Source organism: Psychromarinibacter halotolerans (genome assembly GCF_029168315.1).
GTDB classification, from domain to species: Bacteria; Pseudomonadota; Alphaproteobacteria; order Rhodobacterales; family Rhodobacteraceae; genus Psychromarinibacter; species Psychromarinibacter halotolerans.
In genome coordinates this window covers 51105-75131 of sequence record NZ_JARGYD010000006.1, presented here as the reverse complement: position 1 = coordinate 75131, position 24027 = coordinate 51105, and the positions used below count along the sequence as shown (strand labels likewise).

The following is a 24027-nucleotide window of genomic DNA, read 5'->3' as shown; positions in this document are numbered from 1 at the left end:
ACAGCCAGCCCTTGAAACGGGGCGCGCTCCGGCGTATGTGGGCGCCCTCTGGCCCCCTTATGCGGGCCGGGGAACGGGTCGGAAAAACAGCTTGCACGATTGAAGAATCGCAGTATGTTCCGGCCCTCGCTGACACATTCGGGCCAAGGGGTGTTTTCCCCGCCCTATCCTATTCACCAAAGGGCGCTTGGCCCGCCGCAAACCGAGGTTGAGACATGGCTGTCCCTCAGAATAAAGTTACGAAGTCGCGCCGCAACATGCGCCGTTCGCACGACTCGCTGGAAGGTTCGAACCCGAACGAGTGCCCGAACTGTGGCGAGCTGAAGCGCCCCCACCACGTCTGCCCGTCCTGCGGCCACTATGCCGACCGTGAAGTGGTCGCGATGGCCGACGAGATCGAGCTGGACGAAGACGCGGCGTAAGCCGGTACGAGACGCGGTGACGAGATGGGCGTAGCAGATAGCAAACCGCCCCGGTCCACTGCGGGTTCCGGCCGTATCGTGATATCCGTAGACGCCATGGGCGGCGACCGGGGACCGGCCGCCGTCATTGGCGGTTGTGCCATGTCGGCATCGAAGAACCCCGACATCGGGTTCATCCTGCACGGCCGGCGCGACGAGCTTGAGCCGCTGCTGGCCCGTCGGGCGCAGCTGCGCGAGCGGTGCGAGATCCGCGACGCCGAGGGCGTCGTGACGATGGACGCCAAACCCAGCCATGTCATGCGCAAGGGCAAGGACACCTCGATGTGGAGCGCGATCGAAGCGGTCCGCTCGGGCGAGGCGCAGGCCTGCGTGTCCTGCGGCAACACCGGCGCGCTGATGGCGGTGTCGATGGTGCGCCTGCGCAAGCTGGACGGTGTGAACCGCCCCGCCATCGCCTGTCTGTGGCCGTCGCGGAACCCCAGCGGGTTCAACATGATGCTGGACGTGGGCGCCGATGTGCGCGCGGACGAGGACGACCTGCTGCAATACGCGCTGATGGGCGCCAGCTATGCCCGCAACGGGCTTGGGCTGGAAAGCCCGCGGGTCGGCCTGCTGAACGTCGGCACCGAGGAACACAAGGGCCGCGCCGAGCTGAAGGTCGCCAACGAGATGCTGGACCAGCGCCAGTCGCTAGGCGGGTATAAATACGTTGGCTTCGTCGAGGGCGGCGACATTCCGTCCGACCGCGTCGACGTGATCGTCACCGACGGGTTCACCGGCAACGTCGCGCTGAAGACCGGCGAAGGCACCGCCGGGCTGATCCGCGATTTTCTGGGCGAGGCGTTCAAGGCGACCCCCCTGTCCCGAATCGCGGCGCTTCTGGCGATGACCTCCTTGCGGCGCCTGTCCAAGCGGATCGACCCGCGCCGGGTGAACGGCGGGGTGTTCCTTGGGCTGAACGGCACCGTCGTCAAAAGCCACGGCTCGGCCGACGCCACGGGCGTTTCCGCCGCCATCAAACTGGCGTTCAAACTGGCCCAGTCCGGGTTCAACCAGCGGCTGGCCGAGCGCCTTGCATCCGCCGCCCTGCCGGGCAATGATCCGGCGAGCAGAGAAGCTGGAAACGGTAATATAGAATGATAACACGCGCCGTTGTCCGTGGGGTCGGTCACTATTTGCCCGACCGCATTGTCGAAAACGCTGAATTCGAAAAGACGCTGGATACCTCGGACGAGTGGATTCGGTCGCGTTCGGGCATCGAACGGCGGCACTTTGCCGCCGAGGGTCAGACCACCTCGGACCTTGCCACGCGTGCCGCCCGTGCCGCGCTGGACAACGCCGGGCTGACCGGCGCCGACATCGACGCGATCATCCTTGCGACCTCGACCGCCGACCTGACCTTTCCGTCGGCTGCGACGATGGTTCAGGCCGCGCTGGAGATGGAAACGGGCTTTGCCTTCGACGTGCAGGCGGTCTGCGCCGGTTTCGTCTTTGCGCTGGCGAACGCCAACGCGATGATCATGTCGGGTCAGGCAAAGCGCGTGATGGTGATCGGGGCCGAGACGTTCTCGCGCATTCTCGACTGGGAAGACCGGGGCACCTGCGTGCTGTTCGGCGACGGCGCGGGGGCGCTGGTGCTTGAGGCGCAAGAGGGCGAAGGCACCTCTGGCGACCGCGGCATCCTTGCGGCGGATCTGAACTCGGACGGGCGGCATCGCGACATCCTGTATGTCGACGGCGGCGTTTCGACCCAGAACACCGGCCATCTGCGCATGCGCGGAAAAGAAGTGTTCCGCCACGCCGTCGAAAAGCTGGCGGCCACCGCCGATGCGGCGCTGCAAAAGGCGGGGCTGGACCACGCCGATGTCGACTGGGTGGTGCCGCATCAGGCCAACCTGCGCATCATCAAAGCGACGGCCCAGAAGCTCGACGTGCCGATGGAAAAGGTCGTCGTGACCGTTCAGGATCACGGCAACACGTCGGCGGCATCGATTCCCTTGGCCCTGTCGGTCGGGGTCGAACGCGGCCAGATCAAGCCCGGCGACCTTGTCGTGACCGAGGCAATCGGCGGCGGACTGGCCTGGGGCGCCGTTGTCCTGCGCTGGTAGCGAACAAAGTTCCGTCTTAGCCGCTTGCCGCAAGCTGTTGATGTTGACTTTGAAAATCTCCCGCCCCTATCCTTCCCTAATTCCAAGGGGGAGTTTGGATGAGTAAGACATTGACGCGCATGGACCTCAGCGAAGCGGTGTTTCGCGAGGTGGGCCTGTCCCGCAATGAATCCGCGCAACTGGTCGAGTCGGTACTGGATCATATGTCCGACGCGCTCGTCCGCGGCGAGACGGTCAAGATCTCGTCCTTCGGCACGTTCTCGGTGCGCGACAAGGCGGCCCGCGTGGGCCGTAACCCCAAGACCGGCGAGGAGGTTCCGATCCTGCCCCGCCGGGTGCTGACCTTCCGTCCCTCGCACCTGATGAAGGACCGGGTCGCTGCAGGGAACAAATCCTGACAGGACGTTTGAATGGACAAGTCCCCCGACGCCTTCCGCACGATCAGTGAGGTCGCCGACTGGCTTGGCACGCCGACCCATGTGCTGCGCTTCTGGGAAAGCCGCTTCACGCAGGTGAAGCCGGTCAAACGTGCCGGTGGCCGACGCTATTACCGCCCCGCCGACATGGCACTGTTGGGCGGCATAAAGAAGCTGCTGCACGATGACGGCCTGACTATTCGCGGGGTTCAGAAGATCCTGCGCGAGCAGGGCGTGAAGCATGTTGCGTCCCTGTCGAAACCGATCGATGGCGGCATGGATGCCGAGTTCGAGACCGGCTTCGCGCAAGAGGTACCGTCGGAACAACCCGCCGCCCCAGTCGTCGATGTGGAGGCCGAGCGCCGCGCGCCGCCGCAGATCATCCGGCACGGCTATTCCGAGGCGACGCCCGAGGCCGAGGCGCCCGAACCCGAGGCCCCCGCGCCGGCGCAGGCGACTCTGGACACGGCCCCCGAGGTGCCCGCCGCGCCCGAGGACACCGTTGCAGCCTCCCCCGAAGCGGATGCGCCCGTGGCGCAGGCCCCGGTGGACGAAAGCTTCAACCCCTTCGCCAAACCCGCCGACGACGGCGACGCGGGAGACGCTGACGACACGGCCTTCGAAGCCCCCGTGCCCGAGACCTCGACCGAGGACGCCTTGGCCGACCTGCCGGATGTCGAGCCTGAGATGGCCGCCGCCCCGGATGCGCCCGTTGCAGAGCCCGCCGCCGAGGAGGCTCCGACGCCGTCGCCGACCGAGTCGGATGTGGCACCGGAACCGGTCGACGCCGCGCCGCAGCAGACCATCGAACAGCCCTACGACTATTCTCATGGCGAGATGCATCCCGGCGCGGCACCCGAAGGCGTGCCGGAACCCGCGACCGAAGATGCCGTGGCAGAGGTCGAGACGGCGACGGCCGCCCCTGCCCCCGAGCCCGAAGATGCGTCCGAACCGGCCTCCGAACCCGTTCCGGACACCGCCCCGCCCGCCTCTCAGGCCGCGCGCAGCCTGCCCGAGATGGCGCCGATGCCCGAGGGCCCGACCCTGTCCGAAGAGGTGCTGTCGCGCCTTCGCCGCACGCCCGTGGTGGACCGGAACGCGGTTCTTCCGGTCTACGAACGGCTGGCCGAGTTGCGCGGCCGGATGACCGCGGGGCAAGCCGGGGGGCATTCCGGCTGAGCGGCGAAATCGGCTCTTGCCCCTCCCGGCAGAAACGGTATGAAGGGCGCCACGTCGGGCTATGGCGCAGTCTGGTAGCGCGTCCGTCTGGGGGACGGAAGGTCGTAGGTTCGAGTCCTGCTAGCCCGACCAATTTCTTACCCGCCCGCGGAGTATTACCGCGGGCGTCGTCGTATCCGGGGGGACGATGACCGACGTGTTGACCGGAACCGGCGTACTTCCCAGCCAGCAGATCGAAGCGATGGTCCGCTCGGGCGCGATCACGTCCAACGTCCCGGTGGATGCCGCACAGGTTCAGCCCGCCTCTCTCGATCTTCGTCTTGGCAACGTGGCCTACCGCGTGCGCGCATCCTTCCTTGCCGGGTCCGGCGCGAAGGTGGCCGACCGGCTGGCCGAGTTCGAAATGCACCGCGTCGACCTGACCGATGGCGCCGTTCTGGAAAAGGGCTGCGTCTATGTCGTCCCGCTGATGGAACGCCTGCGGCTGCCGGACGGCGTGCAGGCGGTGGCCAATGCCAAAAGCTCGACCGGGCGGCTGGACCTTCTGACGCGCACGATCACCGATGGCGGCACGGAATTCGACCGCATCGCCGAAGGGTACGACGGACCGCTGTACGCCGAGATCTGCCCCCGCTCCTTCTCGGTGCTGGTGAAGCCGGGGATGCGCCTGAACCAGATCCGGTTCCGCGCCGGTCAGGCCGTGCTGGACGACGCGGAACTGCGGCGCCTGCACGAGGCGGTCACGCTGGTCAACGGCCCCGCGGTCATCGACAACGGGCTGGGCTTCTCGGTCGACCTGCGCCCCGAGGGCACCGACCTCGTCGGCTACCGCGCCAAGCCGCACACCGGGGTGATCGACCTTGACCGCATCGGCGGCTATCGCCCCGCCGATTACTGGGAAGAGGTCCGCACGACCGAGGGGCGCATCATCCTGGACCCCGGCGCGTTCTACATCCTTGTCAGCCGCGAAGCGGTGCACATCCCGCCCGAACACGCAGCCGAGATGGCGCCCTACCTCGCGATGGTGGGCGAATTCCGGGTGCACTATGCCGGGTTCTTCGATCCGGGCTTTGGCCATTCCGAGGTCGGCGGCGCCGGGTCCCGCGGCGTGCTGGAAGTCCGCTGCCACGAGGCGCCGTTCGTGCTGGAGCACGGGCAGATCGTCGGGCGGCTGGTGTACGAGCGGATGGCAGAGCGGCCGGCGCAGCTGTATGGCGCGGGCATCGCGTCGAACTATCAGGGTCAGGGCCTGAAGCTGTCAAAGCATTTCGCCGCGCCCTGACCGACGCCACCGCTTCCGTGGATCGTGTCCTTCGATCCGGCACGAAGCCGCACGGGGCAACATAGGGCAGCGTAGCCATCGCGCGGGACTACGTGATCTTCACCCCGTGGCGGCAGCAGCGACCGCGCCGTCCCCACACCCTGCATCCTTGACCTCACGGGCACAGGCGGCGCCCTCCGCGCCCTGCCCCTTGCCTGCCGCGCCCTGCCCTTGCCTGCCGCGCCCCCGGCGCCCCCACCCGGCCGCACCGCCGCTATCACCGCCGGACGCCGTCAGGCGCTGCGGCGCTCGGGGGTATCGTCGGCCATGTCCCAGACCTCTGCCTCGCGAGAGGCGTTGCGGGTGCGGAACGACGTCCCTTGCGAGATCAGGTCGTCGGTGCGCTTGCGCAGTTGCGCGACCGAGGCGGTGGTTTCCTCGAACATGGCGGCGTTCTGCTGGGTCGCGTGATCCAGATCGTTCACGGCACGATTGATCTCTTCCAAGCTTGCCGCCTGTTCGCGCGTGCTGTCGGCGACCGACACGACGATTTCCGAAACCTTGCCGATCCGCTGCACCACGCTCTGGATGCTTTCCCCGGCCTGGTTCACCTTGCCCGAGCCTTCCGCGATCTCGCTTTCGCTGGTGTGGATCAGCTTTGAAATCTCCTGCGCCGCATCGGCGGACCGCTGCGCCAGTGCGCGGACCTCGGACGCCACGACCGCGAAACCGCGCCCGGATTCGCCCGCGCGCGCCGCCTCGACGCCCGCGTTCAGCGCCAGCAGGTTGGTCTGGAACGAGATCTCTTCGATCAGCGAGGTGACCTTGGAAATCTCGGCCGAGGCGCCGACGATCCGGTCCATCGCGCGCACCGATTCACCGACCACCTCGCCGCCGTGGGTCGCCAGTTGCGACACCTCGTGCACCAGGTTCCGGGCCTCGTCCGCGTTGGCGGCGACCCCGCTGACCTGTTGGGTCATCGCCACGATCGCCGCTGCCGACTCTTCCAGCGTGGCGGCCTGCGTTTCGGTCCGGCGCGACAGGTCGTCGGCGGAACTGTCGATCGAATGCACCTCTGTCTGGACGTGTTGCGAAGTGGCGACCACGCCCTCGATCAGGTTCGAGATGCGAGTCAGCGCGTCGGTCAGTTCGTCCTGCAGACCGGCCAGCGCGCCGGAATAGCTGCCGGACATCGTCACCGACAGATCGCCGCGCGCCATCGCCCCGGCGACCGCGCCGATGTCGGTGACGGCGGCGTCGAAGATGCCCATCAGCCGGTTCACGCTGTCGGCAAGCGCGGCAAGCTCCGGGTCGTCGAAGCTTTCGTCGATCCGGCGGTGGAAATCGCCTTCGACCGCCGCTTCGACCACGCCGCGCACGGCCTTGCGGATCCGGTCCTGCGCCGCGCGCGCGGCCTCTTGCTGCTGTTCCGCCTGCCGGGCAAGTTCGGCTTGCTCCTGCACCTCGGCCAGCAGGGTCTTCTGCTGCTCCGCCGCCTCTTCCGCAGCGGCGGACTGGCGTTCCTGCTCGGCCAGCAGTTCCTTCGTGCGCACCATGTTCTGGCGAAACACCTCGGACGCGCGGGCGATGGCGCCGATTTCGTTGTCGCTTTCCAGAACGGCCAGATCGACGGTGTCGTCGCCCTGCGTCAGGCGCATGATGCCGTCGGCCACCGCTTCCGCAGGTTGAACGGCGCCGCGCCGCAGGGCCAAATGCGCCACCACGACGATGGCCAGCGCGATCAGTGTGGACAGCACAAGGCCGATCGAGATGTACAACATGCCCGCCGAAAGTTTCGCGCCGATCTCGGCCTCCAGCGCGACCGCCTTGATCAGCAGGCCGCGTTCAAGGGCATCCAGCGCCGCGACGGCGGGCGCGTCGTCGACCTTGACGGTGGCGTCGATGTCCTTGGGCGACAGCCCTGCGGCCCAGCCCTCGGCGACCATCGGCAGCGCGTCGGCATAGCTGTCGATCATCTCGGCCACCGTGGTCAGCGCGGCGCGTTCCTCGGGCGACAAATCGATCGCCTCATAGGCCGCCAGCGCGGCGCCGGCGCGGTCGACCGCCGCCAGCGCGCCCTCGCGGGCGTCATCCGACCCGCCCAGCACGAAGGTCTTGAAACTGTGGATCAGACCGCCGTACCCGATCGCGAAACGCAGTTCGGTCAGCAGGGCGGCCCGCGACGCGGTCTGGCCGGTCTGCAACCTTGTTCGCAGCGACGACAGCGCCGCCAGCGCCGCCGTGTCGTCCACCGCCACGGCCGCGCCCACCACTTCGGCCTGCTGACCCATCGCGCCCATCTGGAACGCGAGCGCCGCGAAGGTGCCGTAGGTTTCCACCGTTTCCGTGATGGTCGCCATGTCCTGCTGCGCCGCCGGATCGTCCAGCAGCATCGCCAGTTCTTCCAACTCGGCGTGAACGGCATCGGTCATACGTTCCACATGCTCCACCAAGGCGGCATCGCCCCTTAGGACCAGGTTCTTGAAATCATGTATCATTCCGCCATAGCCAAGCTTCGCCGCGATGGCGTCCAGCAACAGCCGCCTGCGATCCGCGCTTTCGGCATAACTGTTCCACGACGCCTGCGTCTGCTTCAGCGAGACGACGTTCCAGACCATGTTCGCCGCCATCGTGCCGCCAAGCACGACAACCGAGATCACGATGATCCGGGCAAGGTTTCGAAGGGTGATGTTCCTGAGGTTCGGTATACCGGGCATGCGTCCACCTTGGGCGTGAAGACCTTGCCCCTTCGCATAGAAGCGAAAGACTAATGGTCCGCTAAGGCAGATCGCTTTCCCGGCACAAAAGGATCAGAAGCGGCCGATCCGGCGGATGACACGCATCCCCTGCCGCGCCCGGCGCGCCGCATCGCGGCCCTGCTTGCCGGTGCGCTGAGCCGCCTCGGGGTTCCGGGGCGCGTCCGGCTTGCCGCGTCGTTGACGCTCGGCCAGCATGTCGAAACCCTTGTTCATCCCGCGGCTAAGCGACTTCCGCACGAACATGCGGAAGATCATGTTGATGATCTGGTTGGCGTTCATCGCACGTCCTTTCCGTTCGAAAGGCTATTCGAACATCTCGCCCTGATCGGTGTCGGGCACGCCCTCGTCGTCGTCCGGTTCGCTTTGGCCGGCGGCCAGCGGTCCCATCTGCGGACGGCTTTCCAGAAGCCCGGCCTCGCGCAGTTCCTTCAGCCCCGGCAAGTCGCGGGCGTTCTCCAGCCCGAAATGATCCAGGAACTCTTCTGTCACTACATATGTAACAGGCCGGCCCGGAGTCATCCTTCGCCGTCCAAACCGTATCCATTCCAGCTCTAATAGCTGGTCTACGGTGCCTCTGGACACGGATACGCCACGAATTTCCTCGATCTCGGCCCGCGTGACCGGCTGGTGATAGGCGACGATGGCAAGCGTCTCGACCGCGGCGCGCGACAGCTTGCGGGTCTCGACCGTTTCCTTCTGCATCAGAAAGCCAAGGTCCGGCGCCGTGCGCAGCGCCCACGCGTCGCCCACGCGGACAAGGTGCACGCCCCGCCCCTCGTAGCGTTTGCGCAGGTAGACCAGCGCCTCGGCCGCATCCGATCCATGCGGCATCCGCGCGTTCAGCTCGGCCACCGACACCGGCTCTGCCGAGGCGAACAGAATGGCCTCGACCATGCGCTCTTGTTCCGCCATCGGAGGCGCCTCGAACAGGCTGCGCTCTTCCTCGGCGGGACCTGCGTCTTCCGCCTCGGGCCGCGTTTCCGACGCCGCCGTGTCCACGTCTTCCTCAGCCATCCGGGCGCTCCTTGCGGCGCAGCTGGATCGGCGCGTAGGTTTCGGACTGCCGTATCTCCATATGTCCCTCTTTCACCAGCTGAAGCGAGGCCGCGAAGGTCGCCGCCGTCGCCGAGCGGCGCATCGCCGGATCGGTTTCCCAGCCATCCGGCAGGTACGACAGCAGGTCCGTCCAGTCGCCCGCGAACCCGATCAGCGGCCGCATCCGTTCCAGCGCCTGTTCCATCGTCAGCACCCTGTCGCGGTCCATCACGAAGGGGCGGAATTCGTCCCGCGTGCGGATGCGGGCATAGGCCTGCATCAGGTCCAACAGCGTCGCCGTATACTCGATCCGCCGCACGCGTTCCTGTTTCTCGGGAATACCGCGCACGAAAAAGTCGCGGCCCTTCTGGTCGCGCCCCATCAGCCGCGCGGCACAGTCGCGCATCGCCTGAAGCCGTTCCAACTGAAACGCCAGGTGCGCGGCCAGTTCCTCGCCCGAGGGGCCTTCCTCGGTGGGATCGGGGGGCAGCAGCAGGCGCGACTTCAAGAACGCCAGCCACGCGGCCATCACAAGATAGTCGGCGGCCAGCTCGATCCGCAGGTCGCGGGCCTTGCGGATGAAGGCAAGGTACTGTTCCGACAGCTGAAGAACGGACACCTTGCGCAGGTCGACCTTCTGGGTGCGCGACAGGGTCAGAAGCAGGTCGAGCGGCCCCTCGAACCCGTCCACGTCGACGATCAGCGCCTCGGCCGCGCGGCGCGCCTCGACACTGGTGACGTTGTCGTATGCCTGTTGTTGCTCAGCCATGCACCTTGCCGCCCAGAAGCGTCTCAAGTTCTGCTTCTGCGTCGGCAATGTCAATGGAATCGGGCTTTGTGCGCGCGCTCAGCGCGGCCTCGGCCCGGCGGACGGCCTGTCCGTCCAGCACGCCTGCGGCGGCCACGACCTGCTGCATCTCGTCCATATGGCCGTTGCAGTGCAGGACCATGTCGCAGCCCGCGGCACGCGACGCCGCGGCCCGGTCGCCGGGGCCGCCGGACAGCGCCTCCATCGACAGGTCGTCGGACATCAGCAGGCCGTCGTAGGCAAGCGTCTGGCGGATCAGGGAAATGACGTCCGGCGACGTGGTGGCGGGGTTGTCGGGGTCGATCGCCTCGAACACGACATGGGCCGACATCGCCATCGGCAGATCGGACAACGCCGCAAAGGGCGCGAAGTCGACCGACTGCAACACGTCGAGCGGTTCGGACACCACCGGCAGCGACAGGTGGCTGTCCACCAGCGCGCGGCCGTGACCGGGCATGTGCTTCATCACCGGCAGGACACCGCCCGCCATCAGCCCGCGCGCGGCGGCGCGGCCGACCGTGGTGACGGTCTGCGGGTCGTCGCCGTAGCAGCGGTTGCGCAACACGGCGTGGGTATCGGGGCGCGCGACGTCCAGACAGGGGGCACAGTTCACGTCGATGCCAATGGCCAGCAGTTCGGACGCGATGATCCGATACCGCAGTTCCATCGCGCGCGCGGCGTCGGCGCCCGCCCGTTCGGTCTGGTCCAGCGGCGGCAGCCACTGGCGCCAGTGCGGCGGGGTCATGCGCTGGACGCGCCCGCCCTCTTGGTCGATCAAAACCGGCACGTCGCGGCCCACCGCGTCGCGCAGGCCCGACGTCAGCCGCACCACCTGATCCGGGGTCTGGATATTCCGCGCGAACAGGATAAAGCCCCACGGCTGCGCATCAGCGAAGAAACGGCGCTCGTCGGGCGTCAGACGCGGCCCGTCGCAGCCGAGGATGGCCGCCGCGCGGGCGGTCATCAGCGGGCCACCACCGGAATGCAAGCCTGTCCCTCGGCGACGAAGGCGGCACAGAAGCGGCGCGCGTCAGAGGTATCGGCGAAGTTCATCGCGCGCAGACGATAGAAGGTCTTGCCGCCCGACAGCGCCTTTTCGATCACGCGGCGCTTGTTGGTCAGAAAGTCGGTGAACTGCGCGTCCATCTTGTCCCACGCGGCGCGGGCCTCTTCCGGGCTGGCGAAGGCGCCGAACTGCACAAGGCGCGTGCCGGGTTCGACCTCTGCCCCGTCGATCTCGGATAGGTCGGCGTTCGGGGCGACCGTGGGCGTCACGTTCCGCAACACGGCGGCGGCGACGGCTTCGGCCACCGCGTCCTCGCCAGAGGCATCGACCGGGGCCGCCGCAGCGGTGACAGAGGCGGGGCGCGCAATCGGAAGCGGGCTGACGGAGACGCCCGCGACGCTGGCGGGGATCGTTTCGATCAGCGGGCGGACCGGCTCGTCGACACCGCCCAGCGGCTCGACGCCGTCGGTCAGTTCGTCGACCATCGCGGTCATGTCGGCGGGCGTCTCGTCGGCAACCCCGGCTTCGGGATCGTCGGCGGGCGCTTCGGCCATCAGGTCGATGATCTCCTCCTCGGGCGCCGGTTCTGCCGCAGCGGTGTCGCCCGGACCGGCGGTGTCCTCTTCCGACAGGCTCAGCGGCGGCGGCGCAAGCACCAGCCGGTCGGCGGGCCCGGCGGCCACGCCCTCGGCGGCCACGTTGTTCACCGCAAGGCCCTGATGTTCCGCCTGCTCGCCGCCCGGATCGTCCGGAGCGACCCGCATCGGCCCTTCCAGCGCGCGCACGACCGGAACGCCTGACACGTCGCGTACCGCAAGTTGATAGCCCCATACGCCCAAGCCGCCGATCAACGCGACCGACATCAATGCGCCGGTCCACGTGAACACGGCACCGAAAATGCTTGGTACGGATACGGCTTCGGGTTCCAGGCTTTCGCCCAGGTACAAATCCGCCATGTCTGCCTCACTGCCCCTGTCGGCCATTTCGGCGCGTCGGGTTTTCTTGCCTGCTTCAGGACCCGTGATCGGACAAGGCGCGCCTGTTTATCAGCGCATTTCCTCGACCGGGGTCACGCCAAGAATACCAAGGCCGGACGAAATAACAACGCCAACGGCTCGTGGCAGCGCAATTTTTTCCGCTGTGGCCTGATCTTCCTGCAGGAAGCGCAGCTCGGGCTTCTCGTTGCCCTTGTTCCAGAGCGAGTGGAAATCCGATGCGAGTTCGTACAAGTAAAAGGCGATCCGGTGCGGTTCGTTCGTGCGTGCGGCGATCTCGACAAGGCGCGGCCACTCGGCCAGCTTCTTGGCGACGGCGACCTCGGCCTCGTCCTCCAGCGACGGAACGTCGGTCAGCTCCAGCCCCTGCTCTGCCGCCTTGCGCAGCACGGAATGGATCCGAGCGTTCGCATATTGGACATAAAACACTGGATTGTCCTTGGATTGTTCAAGAACCTTGTCGAAATCGAAGTCCAGCGGCGCGTCGTTCTTGCGCGTCAGCATCACAAAGCGGGTCACGTCCGGCCCCACCTGATCCACCACATCGCGCAGGGTGACGAAGTTACCGGCCCGCTTCGACATCTTGAACGGCCCGCCGTTCTTGAACAGCCGCACCAGCTGGGTCAGCTTGATGTCCAGCGGCACGGTGTTGCCCGACAGCGCCGCGACGGCGGCCTTCATCCGCTTGACGTACCCGCCGTGGTCGGCGCCGAACACGTCGATCAGCAGGTCGTAGCCACGGCTGACCTTGTCGTAGTGATAGGCGATATCCGGCGCGAAATAAGTCCATGCCCCGTCCGACTTCTTGATCGGCCGGTCCACGTCGTCACCATAGTCGGTCGACCGGAACAGCGTCTGCTCGCGCGGTTCCCAGTCTTCCGGCACCTTGCCCTTCGGCGGCTCCAGCGTGCCGCGATAGATCAGGCCCTTGCTGTCGAGATCCTCGATCGCCGCCTCGATCCGGCCGGTGCCGTACAGCGACTTTTCGGAAAAGAAGCTGTCCATCTCGACGCCAAGCTGCTTCAGATCCTCGCGGATCATGTCCATCATGGCGTCGGTGGCGAAGGTGCGGACCTCTTCCAGCCAGTACTGTTCGCCCTTGTCCAGCAGGCTGTCGCCGTACTTCTCTTTCAGCGCCTCGCCGACCGGGATCAGGTATTCGCCGGGATACAGCCCTTCGGCGATCTCGGGCGCGTGACCGCAGGCCTCGCGGTACCGCTCGAAGGCGGACCGGGCCAGCACGTCGACCTGCGCGCCGCCGTCGTTGATGTAGTATTCCCGCGTGACGTCATAGCCCGCGTAATCCAGCAGGCTGGCCAGCGCGTCGCCGAACACCGCGCCCCGCGTGTGCCCGACATGCAGCGGGCCGGTGGGGTTGGCAGAGACGTATTCAACGTTCACCTTCTTGCCCTGCCCCAGCGGCGACCGGCCGTAGGCCTCGCCCGAGGCGAGCACGCCCTCGACCAGACGGGTCCAGACGGCTTCGGCCAGACGCAGGTTCAGGAAGCCGGGCCCCGCAACCTCGGCGGTCTCGATCCGGTCGTCGGCGGCCAGCTTGGCGGCCAGCGCATCGGCGATGTCGCGCGGCTTGGCCTTCGCGGGCTTGGCCAGCACCATCGCGGCGTTGGTCGCCATGTCGCCATGCGCGGCATCGCGCGGCGGTTCGACCGTCACGTTCGAGAAATCGAGCCCCTCGGGCAGCGCACCCTCGGCGGTCATCGCCGTCAGGCTGTCCAGCACCAGCGCACGGATATCGGAGAACAGGTTCATCTTGACTTCCTTCTGCACCGGCGCGGTTTAACACGCTGCCGTGCCGCGTCAACGCGGCATCGACAGCCCGTTTCGCCCGCCGGAACCGGCCTAGCGCAGCTTCTTCAGTCGCTTCCATTCCTGCAGCGCGAAGCGGTCGGTCATCCCCGAGATATAGTCGGACACGATCCGCGCCAGCTCGATCTCGGACTGCACCTCGTCCACTTCCTTGCGCCACTGTTTCGGCAGCTCTGCCGGATGCGCCATGAAGAAGGGGAACAGCCCCTCGACCGCCTTGGTCACCTTCTTGCGCATCTTCACCACGTCAGGGGCGCGGTACATGCGGTGGAACAGGAATTCGCGCGTCACTTGAAGCTGTTCCCAGATCTCGTCGGAAAACCGCACCATCGGCCGCCCGGCGTGGCGGATATCGTCGGCGGTGACGGGCTGTAGATCGGCGATGCGCCGTTTGGCCTGCGTGACCACGTCATCCACGAGGATGCCGAAGAACCGGCGCAGCGCGACATGCCGCCGCTTGTACAGGTTCAGGCCGGAATACTTCCGGTCCACCGCGGCGAAACAGCCGTCCAGCAGCGGCAGTTCCGACAGATCCTCGGTCGAGAACAGCTCGGCCCGCAGGCCGTCGTGCAGGTCGTGGCTGTTGTAGGCCACGTCATCCGCCAGCGCGGCGACCTGCGCCTCGATCGAGGCGTGGGTGTGCAACTCCAGATCGTACTGCGCGTTGAACTGCGCCAGCGCGTAGGGCACGTCGCCCACCACCGGACCGTTGTGCTTGGCGATGCCTTCCAGCGTTTCCCACGTCAGGTTCAGCCCGTCGAAATCGGCGTAATGCCGTTCCAGCGAGGTGACGATACGGATCGCCTGCGCGTTGTGGTCGAACCCGCCGTAGGGCTGCATCAGCGCGGCAAGCGCGTCCTCTCCGGTGTGGCCGAAGGGCGGATGGCCCAGATCGTGCGCCAGCGCCACCGCCTCGGCGAGGTCGATGTTCAGCCCCAGCGCCTGCGCGAACGACCGCGCGACCTGCGCCACCTCGATCGAGTGGGTCAGGCGGGTGCGGAAATAATCGCCCTCGTGTTCGATGAACACCTGCGTCTTGTGCTTAAGCCGCCGGAACGCGCTGGAATGGATGATCCTGTCCCGGTCGCGCTGGAAACAGTCGCGGAACCGGCTGGGTTCCTCGGGGTATAGTCGCCCGCGCGAGTCCTCGTCGCGCGCCGCGTATGGTTGCAGCATGTGCCTGCCTGTCTTTTCGGCCGATCCTTGTCGGCAAGTCCCGTGGCCCATATATTCACAATTGACTCACAATGATACTGCCGGAGCTGTGGAAATGATCGTCCCGCCCAAAGTCACCCCCCGCGCCTTCGAACGCCTGTCCGAAATCGGCGCCGCCAGCCAGGGCAAGGTCCTGCGCGTGGCCGTCGATGGCGGCGGCTGTTCCGGCTTTCAGTACGATATCTCTTTGGACGAAGCCGCCGAAGACGACCTTGTGCTGGAAGGCTCGGGCGAGAAGGTCGTGGTCGACAGCGTATCCCTGCCCTTCCTTGCCGATGCGGTCATCGACTTTTCCGAGGAACTGATCGGCGCGCGCTTCGTGATCGAGAACCCGAACGCGACCTCGTCCTGCGGCTGCGGCACGTCCTTCTCGATGTGATCTTGCGTTTGGTGCGGGGACCGCTACACCCCGCCCCATGCATCACCCCACGATCATCCTTGGCGCCGGCGCGGCCGGCCTGATGGCGGCGGCCCATGCCGGGCCGGGCACGCTTGTCCTCGACCACGCGAAGGCGCCGGGCGAGAAGATCCGGATTTCCGGCGGCGGGCGGTGCAATTTCACGAACCTTTACGCGGGGCCCGAGAACTTCCTGTCGGAAAACCCGCATTTCGCCAAGTCGGCGCTGGCCCGCTATACCCAGTGGGATTTCATCGACTTGGTCGCGCGCCACGGCATCGCCTACCATGAAAAGACGCTGGGCCAGCTGTTTTGCGATGGCTCGGCGAAAGAGATCATCGCGATGCTGCTGGCCGAAATGGAAGCCGCGGGCGCCGATCTACGGCTGAATGCGCCGGTGGCCGAGGTGACGAAGAGCCCGGACGGTTTTGCGGTGATTTTGCAGTCGGGAGAGCGGCTGGCCTGCGACCGGCTGGTGGTGGCGACGGGCGGCAAGTCGATCCCCAAGATGGGTGCGACCGGCTTCGCCTATCGCGTGGCCGACCAGTTCGGCCTGCGCGTGACCGAAACCCGCCCCGCGCTGGTGCCGCTGACCTTCGGGCCGGACGTGCTGGCCCTGACCAAGCCCTTGGCCGGGGTCGCCCTGCCCGCCCGCGTGTCCTGCAACGGCGCCAGCTTCGACGAGGCGCTGCTGTTCACCCACCGTGGACTGTCGGGGCCGTCGATCCTGCAAATCTCGTCCTACTGGCACGAGACAGACAGCATCCGGGTGAACCTTTTGCCCGACCGCGACGTGCTGGGCGCACTCAAGGCCGCGCGGGCCGAGAACGGGCGCCGCGCCGTCGGCACCGCGCTGGCCGAATTGCTGCCAAACCGGCTGGCCGCCGCGTGGTCCGAGGCGCAGGGCCTGTCGGGCCAGCTTGCCAACACCCCCGACACACAGCTGTCCGGGATCGCCGACGGCTTGGCGGACTGGGAACTTACCCCTGCCGGATCAGAGGGTTATCGCACCGCCGAGGTGACGCTGGGCGGCATCGCGACCGAAGGGCTGGACAGCCGCACGATGCAGGCCAAAACGGTGCCGGGGCTGTATTTCATCGGCGAGGCGGTCGACGTGACGGGCTGGCTGGGCGGCTACAACTTCCAGTGGGCGTGGTCCTCGGGCTGGGCTTGCGGCACCGCGATCCGCGCCGCGCGGGACAACACGGGCGCGTAGACATCCGCCCCGCGCTGTGGTCAATCTGACCCGGCAACTGCGGAGTCCCCCATGAAGATCGCGACCTTCAACATCAACGGCATCAAGGCACGTCATCAGGCGCTGTCCGACTGGCTGGACGAGGCGCAGCCCGACGTCGCCCTGCTGCAAGAGATCAAGTCGGTCGACGAGGGCTTCCCCCGCGAGATCTTCGAGGACAAGGGCTATAACGTTGAAACGCATGGCCAAAAAAGCTTCAACGGCGTTGCGATCTTGTCGAAATTCCCGCTGGAGGACGTCACGCGCGGCCTGCCCGGCGACGACGAGGACGAACAGGCCCGCTGGATCGAGGCGACGGTCGTCGGAAAGCGCGCGGTACGGCTGTGCGGGCTGTACCTGCCCAACGGCAACCCCGCTCCGGGGCCGAAGTACGACTATAAGCTGTCGTGGATGGAGCGCCTGAAGGCACGGGCCGAGGCGCTGCTGGCGTCCGAGGAACCGGCGCTGATGGCGGGCGACTACAACGTCATCCCGCAGGCCGAGGACGCCGCGAAGCCAGATCAGTGGACCGACGACGCGCTGTACCGGCCCGAAACGCGGGCCGCGTTCCGGCGGATTCTGAACCTTGGCTTCACCGAGGCGTTCCGCGCCCGCGTGCAGGGTCCGGGGCACTATTCGTTCTGGGACTATCAGGCAGGCGCGTGGCAGAAGAACAACGGCATCCGCATCGACCACCTGCTGCTGACGCCGCAGGCGGCGGACCTGATGACCGGCTGCGGCATCGACAAAGACATCCGCGACCGCGAAAAGCCGTCGGACCACGTTCCGGTTTGGATCGAACTGGACGCCTGACGCTGCACTGCCCCGGGTCGCCCCGGGGCGCGTGCTGGGTCAGGTGATCACGTCAGGCTCGGTCCGGCCGATGTGAGTTTCCATGTCGGACAGCGACCGCGCGGCGCGAATGATCGGGCCCAGCGCCGCTTGCGGTTCCTCGTCCAGACCGTCCGGCCCGGCGACATAGCGTTCAAGGTAGACACGCAGGGTCGCGCCGGTGGTGCCGGTGCCCGACAGGCGCATCACGATGCGGCTGCCGTCCTCGAACACGATGCGCCAGCCCTGGTTGTCGGACACCGAGCCATCGACAGGGTCTTCGTACTTGAAGATGTCCGCGGAAGCGATTGTCATTCCTTCCACTTCCATGCCCGGCAGATCGGCGAACCGCGCCGTCAGAGCGGACAGCAGACCTTCGGCCTTGGCGTTTTCCAGCGCCTCGTAATCGTGGCGAGAATAGTAGTTGCGCCCGTACTCGGCAAAGTGCGACGCCATCACCGCGCCGACCCCCTCGCCGCGCTTGGCAAGGATGTTCAGCCACATCAGAACCGCCCACAGGCCGTCCTTTTCGCGGACGTGATCCGACCCGGTGCCGAAGCTTTCCTCGCCGCACAGCGACACGCGGCCCGCGTCCATCAGGTTGCCGAAGAACTTCCAGCCGGTCGGCGTCTCGAAGCAGTCCAGCCCCTTGGCGGCCGCCACCCGGTCCACCGCGCCGGACGTCGGCATCGACCGTGCGACGCCTTTCAGCCCGTCGGTGTATCCCTTGGCCAGGTGCGCGTTGGCGGCGATCACGGCAAGGCTGTCAGAGGGCGAGACGTAAACCTCGGGACCGACGATCATGTTGCGGTCGCCATCGCCGTCGCTGGCGGCACCGAAATCCGGCGCGTCGGCGCCCCACATCTCGTCCATCAGCATCTTCGCCCAGACCGGGTTCGGGTCGGGATGCATCCCGCCAAAGTCGGGCAGCGGCTGTCGGTTGACCACCGTCCCGCGCGGCGCGCCCAGCCGGTTTTCAAGGATTTCAACGCCATAGGGGCCAGTGACGGCGCACATGCTGTCCATCCGCACCCGGAAGCCACCGGCGATCATCGCGCGGATCGCATCGAAGTCGAACAGTGTCTCCATCAGGTCGGCATAGTCGGCGACGGGATCCAGAACCTCGACCGTCATGTCACCGACGGCATGGGTACCGATGGCCGACAGGTCGATGTCGTGGCTTTCGTAAACGCGGTACTCGGTCATCGAACTGGCGGCGTCGTACATCGCCGAGGTCACGGACTCGGGCGCCGGTCCACCGTTCGGCATGTTGAACTTGATGCCAAAGTCTTCGTCCGGGCCGCCGGGGTTATGGCTGGCCGACAGGATGATGCCGCCGTCGGTTTCGTTCAGCCGGATCAGGTGGCTCGCTGCCGGCGTTGACAGGATGCCGCCCTGCCCGACCAGCACCTTCGCGGCGCCGTTCGCGGCGGCCATGCGCAGGATCACCTGCACCGCGCGGTCGTTGAAATAGCGGCCATCCCCGCCCACGACAAAGGTCTTGCCGTCCGCCCCGCCAATCGCGTCAAAGATCGCCTGCACGAAGTTTTCAAGATAATGCCGCTGCATGAAGACCTGCGTCTTCTTGCGCAGGCCGGACGTGCCCGGCTTCTGCCCCGTGATCGGTTCGGTGGGGACAGTGGCAATGGTCATGTGGCGAACTCCTGCATCGGCACCCGTTCAAGGGCCAGCACGGATTGTGCGGGTGCCATCAGTTTCTTGCCAAGGGGATTGTGCGGCCCGGCATCGGGAAGCGTGGTGTCCAGCACCACTTCCCAGATCTGCCCTTCAGGGCAAGGCGGTAAGGTGATTTCCTGCGCGTCTCCGGCGTTGAACACGGCGAAGATCACGTCGTCCGAGGCGGCATAGTCCGGCGTTTCCGACGAGGTCCGGATCTCGACGCACAGGGTCTTCCAGCTGGGGTCCTGCCAATCCTCTGGCGAGGGGCTTTTGCCGTTCGGCATCCGCCAGAACAGGTCGGCCAGCCCGTCCATCCGGCGCGGGCGCGAGTGCAGGAACAGACGCTGGCGCAACACCGGGTGGGCCCGGCGCAACGCGGCGATCTTGGTGACGAAGTCGTACAGGTCCCAGTCGGCATTGGCCCAGTCAATCCAGCCGGTCTGGTTGTCCTGCGCATAGGCATTGTTGTTGCCGCCCTGCGAATTGCCAATCTCGTCCCCCGCCAGCAGCATCGGCGTGCCTTGCGCAAGGAACATCGTCGACAGCATGTTGCGCTTGCGCTGCGCCCGGTCGGCGCGAATGCGCGGGTTCGAGGTCGGACCCTCCAACCCCATGTTGTCGCTGTAGTTTTCGTCCTTGCCGTCGCGGTCGCCCTCGCCGTTCGCAAGGTTGCGCTTGATGGTGTAGGACACCAGATCCTGAAGCGTGAACCCGTCGTGGGCGGTGATGAAGTTCACCGACGACGTCGCCGCGCGGCCCGAGTGGTCGAAGTTCACGGCAGACCCCAGCAGGCGGCTGGCCAGATCTCCGGTCAGGCCATCGTCGCCACGCCAGTACCGCCGCACCCCGTCGCGGAACTTGTCGTTCCATTCGTAGAACGGATGCGGAAAGGCGCCCAACTGATAGCCGCCGGGGCCGATGTCCCACGGTTCCGCGATCAGCTTGACCTTGTTCAGCACCGGATCCTGCCGGATCGCGTCCAGAAAGCCGCCGTTCGGATCGAAGCCGGTGTCGCCTTCGCGCCCCAGCGTGGCCGCAAGATCGAAGCGGAAGCCATCGACATGCATCACCTCGACCCAATAGCGCAGGCTGTCCATCACCATCCGCAGCACCGCCGGATGCGACACGTTCAGCGTGTTCCCGGTCCCGGTGTCGTTGATGTAATAGCGCCCACCCTCGGTCAGGCGGTAGTAACTGGCGTTGTCGAGCCCGCGGAAGCACAGGGTTGGGCCAAGCTCTCCGCCCTCGGCGGTGTGGTTGTAGACGACGTCGAGGATCACCTCGAACCCGGCAGCGTGCAGCCGGCGGACCATCGTCTGAAACTCCCACAGATCGCCTTGCGCCATATAGCGGGGCTCCGGCGCGAAGAAGCCGATGGACTGATAGCCCCAATAGTTGCGCAGCCGCTTCTGGACCAGAAAACGGTCGTCCAGAAAGGCGTGGATCGGCAGCAGTTCAACCGTCGTGACGCCCAGCTTCGCCATATGCTCCAGCATCGGCTCGGACGCGACGGCGCGGTAGGTGCCCGCGATCTCGGGGTCGATGGCGGGGTGGGTCTGGGTCAGACCGCGCGCGTGCGCCTCGTAGATCACGGTTTCCGACCGGCGGGTGCGCGGCGGCTTATCGTCACCCCACTGAAAGCTGGGGTCCGCAACCTCGGATTTCGGGACGAACGGCGCGCTGTCGCGCGGATCGAAGCTTAGGTCGGCCTTGGGCGCGTTCACGATGTAGCCGTAGACCGCATCGTTCCACTGCAGCTTGCCCGACAGCTTCTTGGCGTAGGGGTCCAGCAACAGCTTGTTCGGGTTGAAGCGGTGGCCCTCTTCCGGCTTATAGGGCCCGTGGACGCGATAGCCGTACCGCGTGCCCGGCCCCAGACCTGCGACGTGAACGTGCCACACGTCCCCGTCGCGTTCCTTCAGCGGAATGCGCGCAAGTTCGGTCTGCCCGTCGCTGGTGAACAGACACAATTCCACCAGATCGGCATGGGCCGAGAACACGGCGAAGTTCACCCCCTCGCCGTCGAAGGTCGCGCCAAGCGGATCGGGCCGCCCGGCCGACAGGGAATGTCCCGCGAGTTTCGCGGGCAGACGCTCTTTCATGACGTTCATTCGAACAGGCCCTCGTACAGCGTCGCATAAGCGGCGGAAGACCGCGTCCAGTCAAGCTCTGCCTTCATGCCGTTGCGTTGCAGCTGCCGCCACGTCTTGGTGTCGTCATACAGCGCGATCAGCCGGCGCAGCGCCTGTTCCAGCCCCAAAGCGTCGGTCGTATGGAACACGATGCCCGTCGCCACCCCAGCCGATACCGCCGCCGGATTGGCGTCGATCACCGTATCGGCCAACCCGCCGGTCGCTGCCACCAGCGGCACGGTGCCATAGCGCAGGCCGTACATCTGGGTCAGCCCGCAGGGTTCGAACCGCGACGGCACCAGCACCGCGTCGCCACCCGCGAAGATACGGTGGGACAAAGCCTCGTCATAGCCGGTGCGAATGCCAATGCGGCGCGGGTTCAGGTCGGCCTGATGGCGCAGCGCCATCTCGATCTCGGGCCCGCCGGACCCCAGCACCACAAGCCCGCCACCGCGCCACGTGAACTCGGCCAGCCGGTCGGGCAGCAGGTCCAGCCCCTTCTGCGTCGTCAGCCGCGAGACAACCACGGCCAGCGGCCCCGGCACCGGGCCAAGGCCGAATTCCTTGATCAGCGCGGCGCGGTTCTTGCGTTTCTCGGACAGGGTCCGCGCGCTGTACGGGTGAATGGCCGGGTCGGTGTCCGGCGACCAGACATCGGTGTCGACGCCGTTCAGGATACCGTGCAGCACACCGGCCCGCGCCTGCAGCACGCCCTCCAGCCCCATCCCGAATTCGCCGCGCATAAGCTCGTTCGCATAGGTCGGGCTGACCGTCGTGATCGCATCCGCCATCACCAGCCCCGCCTTCAGCGCGCTGATGTCGCCCCAGAATTCGAACCCTTCCGAGGTAAAGTCATCCGGCCGCAGCCGCAGAGCGTCCAGCTTGTCCGCCCCGGCGCGGCCCTGAAAGGCGATGTTGTGAACGGTGATGACGGATCGCACTTCCTCGACCCCGGCCTGCCGCAGATAGACCGGGGCCAGCCCGCCCTGCCAGTCGTGGGCGTGCACCACCTCGGGGCGCCAGCCGTCGGACATACCGGCGCGCGCGATCTCGGCCGCCGCCCAGCACAACGCGGCAAACCGTTCGGGGTTGTCGGCATAGTCGCCGCTGTCGTCGGAATACGGACCGCCATCGCGGGCATACAGGTGCGGCGCATCCAGCAGCAGGACGTCGATCCCCTCGACCCGGCCGCCCAGCACCTGTGCCGGGCCGCCGAACAGGTCGGTGTCGGTCCACACCACCTTGGGCCGCTTCATCGTCTCGGCCAGCCCCGGATAGGCGGGCATCAGCACCCGCATGTCCCAGCCGTGCACCGCCAGCGCCTTGGGCAGCGCGCCCACCACGTCCGCCAGCCCGCCGGTCTTCAGCAGCGGGACACATTCGGAAGCCACGGAAAGAACGCGCCGTTTCATGTTTTACCCCAGTGCTGCCTTTACCCCAGTGCCGCCTTTACCCGAGTGCCGCCGCGCGAGCGTCGATCATGTCCTGCGTGATCAGAACGACGCCGCCCTCGGTCCGCCGGAACCACTTCGCATCTTCGTCTGCGTCCTCACCCACGACCAGCCCTTCGGGAATGCGCACGCCCCGGTCTATGACACAGCGGTTAAGCTCCGCTTTCTCGCCGATGTCGACATACGGCAGCGCGACAACCTCGAACATCGCGGAATAGCTGTGGGCGTGGACCCCGGTGAACAGCAGCGAATTGCGGATCTCGGACCCAGAAATGATGCAGCCCCCCGCCACCATCGACGACACGGCACTGCCGCGACGGGCTTCCTCGTCGTGGATGAACTTCGCGGGCGGGACCAGTTCTGAATAGGTCCAGATCGGCCAGTCGGTGTCGAACAGGTCAAGTTCGGGCGTAAAGTCGGTCAGGTCGATGTTCGCGGCGTGGAAGGCGTCGATGGTGCCGACGTCGCGCCAATAGGGTTCCTTCTCCAGCCCGCTCATCACGCAGCTGTCTGCGAACCGGTGCGCCATCGCCTTGCCGTTCTTCACGATCGCCGGGATCAGGTCGTGGCCGAAGTCATGGCTGCTGTTCGGATCGTCCGCATCCGACAACAGCAGGTCGCGCAGGAATTTCCAGTCGAACACGTAGATCCCCATCGAGGCCAGCGCGTGTTCTTCATCGCCGGGGATGCCGGGCGGATCGGCGGGTTTCTCAAGGAAATCCGTGATCTGCATCTGATCGTTCACGCCCATGACGCCAAAGGCGCGGGCCTCCATGCGCGGCACGGTCAGGCAGCCGATCGTCACGTCCGCGCCAGAGTCGACATGTTGCTCGATCATCTTTTCGTAGTTCATCTTGTAGATGTGGTCGCCCGCCAAAACGACGATGTAGTCCACGTCATAGCTGTCGACGATGTCGATATTCTGACGCACCGCGTCAGCGGTCCCGAGATACCACATGCTTTCGTCGACCCGCTGCGACGCGGGCAGGATGTCGAGGTATTCGTTGCGTTCGGCCCGAAAGAAGCTCCAGCCGCGCTGGCAGTGCCGGATCAGGCTGTGCGCCTTGTACTGCGTGGCGATGGCCATCTTGCGGATGCCAGAATTCAGGGCGTTCGACAGCGCGAAGTCGATGATGCGGACCTTGCCGCCGAAATAGACGGCAGGCTTGGCGCGCCGGTCGGTCAGTTCCTTCAGCCGTGATCCCCGACCGCCGGCCAGCACGAAGGCCATCGCGCGACTGGAAAGACGTGAATTTCTCTGTGGTGCCATG

At 66.5% G+C, this 24027-nt stretch carries 21 protein-coding genes and 1 tRNA gene; 10 read left to right on the top strand and 12 right to left on the bottom strand.

Annotation, left to right across the window (positions count from 1 at the left end; genetic code table 11):
- Window positions 1-215: 215 nt before the first annotated feature.
- From rpmF to P1K30_RS15560, 7 genes are all read left to right on the top strand, one after another.
- Window positions 216-422, top strand: a complete 207-nt coding sequence (rpmF, locus tag P1K30_RS15590; protein WP_275633688.1) for a 50S ribosomal protein L32 — start codon at window positions 216-218, stop codon at window positions 420-422.
- Window positions 423-446: 24 nt separating this feature from the next.
- The gene (gene plsX / locus P1K30_RS15585) at window positions 447-1562 is read left to right on the top strand and encodes a phosphate acyltransferase PlsX (RefSeq protein WP_275633687.1); all 1116 of its coding nucleotides are present in this window, start codon (window positions 447-449) and stop codon (window positions 1560-1562) included.
- Window positions 1559-2530, top strand: a complete 972-nt coding sequence (locus P1K30_RS15580; RefSeq protein WP_275633686.1) for a beta-ketoacyl-ACP synthase III — start codon at window positions 1559-1561, stop codon at window positions 2528-2530. The genes plsX and P1K30_RS15580 overlap by 4 nt, the downstream gene beginning before the upstream one ends.
- A gap of 98 nt (window positions 2531-2628) precedes the next feature.
- On the top strand, window positions 2629-2928 hold the full coding sequence (gene ihfA / locus P1K30_RS15575; protein WP_275633685.1) for an integration host factor subunit alpha: 300 nt from the start codon (window positions 2629-2631) through the stop codon (window positions 2926-2928).
- 12 nt (window positions 2929-2940) lie between these two features.
- The gene (locus P1K30_RS15570; protein ID WP_275633684.1) at window positions 2941-4125 is read left to right on the top strand and encodes a MerR family transcriptional regulator; all 1185 of its coding nucleotides are present in this window, start codon (window positions 2941-2943) and stop codon (window positions 4123-4125) included.
- Window positions 4126-4180: 55 nt separating this feature from the next.
- A tRNA-Pro gene (locus P1K30_RS15565) sits at window positions 4181-4257 on the top strand.
- A gap of 55 nt (window positions 4258-4312) precedes the next feature.
- Window positions 4313-5407 carry a 2'-deoxycytidine 5'-triphosphate deaminase gene (locus P1K30_RS15560; protein ID WP_275633683.1) on the top strand — a complete coding sequence of 365 codons (1095 nt, stop codon included), beginning with the start codon at window positions 4313-4315 and terminating at the stop codon, window positions 5405-5407.
- A 272-nt stretch (window positions 5408-5679) separates the two neighbouring features.
- Here P1K30_RS15560 and P1K30_RS15555 read toward each other — a convergent pair whose 3' ends face one another.
- The 8 genes from P1K30_RS15555 to P1K30_RS15520 form a co-directional block, all read right to left on the bottom strand.
- Complete coding sequence (locus P1K30_RS15555) at window positions 5680-8103, bottom strand: methyl-accepting chemotaxis protein (RefSeq protein ID WP_275633682.1); 2424 nt, start codon at window positions 8101-8103, stop codon at window positions 5680-5682.
- 93 nt (window positions 8104-8196) lie between these two features.
- Window positions 8197-8424 carry a hypothetical protein gene (locus P1K30_RS15550; RefSeq protein ID WP_275633681.1) on the bottom strand — a complete coding sequence of 76 codons (228 nt, stop codon included), beginning with the start codon at window positions 8422-8424 and terminating at the stop codon, window positions 8197-8199.
- A 24-nt stretch (window positions 8425-8448) separates the two neighbouring features.
- Entirely contained in the window at window positions 8449-9057 is a 609-nt protein-coding gene (gene scpB / locus P1K30_RS15545; protein WP_275633901.1) for an SMC-Scp complex subunit ScpB, read from the bottom strand.
- A gap of 94 nt (window positions 9058-9151) precedes the next feature.
- On the bottom strand, window positions 9152-9949 hold the full coding sequence (locus P1K30_RS15540) for a segregation and condensation protein A (protein ID WP_275633680.1): 798 nt from the start codon (window positions 9947-9949) through the stop codon (window positions 9152-9154).
- The gene (gene nagZ, locus P1K30_RS15535) at window positions 9942-10952 is read right to left on the bottom strand and encodes a beta-N-acetylhexosaminidase (RefSeq protein ID WP_275633679.1); all 1011 of its coding nucleotides are present in this window, start codon (window positions 10950-10952) and stop codon (window positions 9942-9944) included. Before nagZ ends, P1K30_RS15540 begins: the two co-directional genes overlap by 8 nt.
- Complete coding sequence (locus P1K30_RS15530; protein WP_275633678.1) at window positions 10952-11950, bottom strand: SPOR domain-containing protein; 999 nt, start codon at window positions 11948-11950, stop codon at window positions 10952-10954. Before P1K30_RS15530 ends, nagZ begins: the two co-directional genes overlap by 1 nt.
- A gap of 90 nt (window positions 11951-12040) precedes the next feature.
- Window positions 12041-13759: an arginine--tRNA ligase gene (argS, locus tag P1K30_RS15525; protein WP_275633677.1), complete on the bottom strand. Its 1719-nt coding sequence runs from the start codon at window positions 13757-13759 to the stop codon at window positions 12041-12043.
- A 90-nt stretch (window positions 13760-13849) separates the two neighbouring features.
- Window positions 13850-14992 carry a deoxyguanosinetriphosphate triphosphohydrolase gene (locus tag P1K30_RS15520; protein WP_275633676.1) on the bottom strand — a complete coding sequence of 381 codons (1143 nt, stop codon included), beginning with the start codon at window positions 14990-14992 and terminating at the stop codon, window positions 13850-13852.
- A 94-nt stretch (window positions 14993-15086) separates the two neighbouring features.
- On the opposite strand from P1K30_RS15520, the gene P1K30_RS15515 reads away from it, so the two are divergent.
- The 3 genes from P1K30_RS15515 to xth are packed head-to-tail and all read left to right on the top strand — an operon-like array spanning window position 15087 to window position 17475.
- On the top strand, window positions 15087-15410 hold the full coding sequence (locus P1K30_RS15515) for a HesB/IscA family protein (protein ID WP_275633675.1): 324 nt from the start codon (window positions 15087-15089) through the stop codon (window positions 15408-15410).
- A 37-nt stretch (window positions 15411-15447) separates the two neighbouring features.
- On the top strand, window positions 15448-16644 hold the full coding sequence (locus P1K30_RS15510) for a BaiN/RdsA family NAD(P)/FAD-dependent oxidoreductase (protein WP_275633674.1): 1197 nt from the start codon (window positions 15448-15450) through the stop codon (window positions 16642-16644).
- A 51-nt stretch (window positions 16645-16695) separates the two neighbouring features.
- Window positions 16696-17475, top strand: coding sequence for an exodeoxyribonuclease III (xth, locus tag P1K30_RS15505; RefSeq protein ID WP_275633673.1), 780 nt, complete (start codon window positions 16696-16698; stop codon window positions 17473-17475).
- Window positions 17476-17514: 39 nt separating this feature from the next.
- Here xth and P1K30_RS15500 read toward each other — a convergent pair whose 3' ends face one another.
- The 4 genes from P1K30_RS15500 to glgC are packed head-to-tail and all read right to left on the bottom strand — an operon-like array spanning window position 17515 to window position 24026.
- Window positions 17515-19146, bottom strand: a complete 1632-nt coding sequence (locus P1K30_RS15500; RefSeq protein ID WP_275633672.1) for an alpha-D-glucose phosphate-specific phosphoglucomutase — start codon at window positions 19144-19146, stop codon at window positions 17515-17517.
- Window positions 19143-21284 (bottom strand): glycogen debranching protein GlgX, encoded by a 2142-nt coding sequence (gene glgX / locus P1K30_RS15495; protein ID WP_275633671.1) that lies wholly within the window; start codon window positions 21282-21284, stop codon window positions 19143-19145. Before glgX ends, P1K30_RS15500 begins: the two co-directional genes overlap by 4 nt.
- On the bottom strand, window positions 21281-22717 hold the full coding sequence (gene glgA, locus P1K30_RS15490; protein ID WP_275633670.1) for a glycogen synthase GlgA: 1437 nt from the start codon (window positions 22715-22717) through the stop codon (window positions 21281-21283). The genes glgX and glgA overlap by 4 nt, the downstream gene beginning before the upstream one ends.
- 37 nt (window positions 22718-22754) lie before the next feature.
- Window positions 22755-24026, bottom strand: coding sequence for a glucose-1-phosphate adenylyltransferase (gene glgC, locus P1K30_RS15485; RefSeq protein WP_275633669.1), 1272 nt, complete (start codon window positions 24024-24026; stop codon window positions 22755-22757).
- Between the last annotated feature and the right edge of the window lies 1 nt (window position 24027).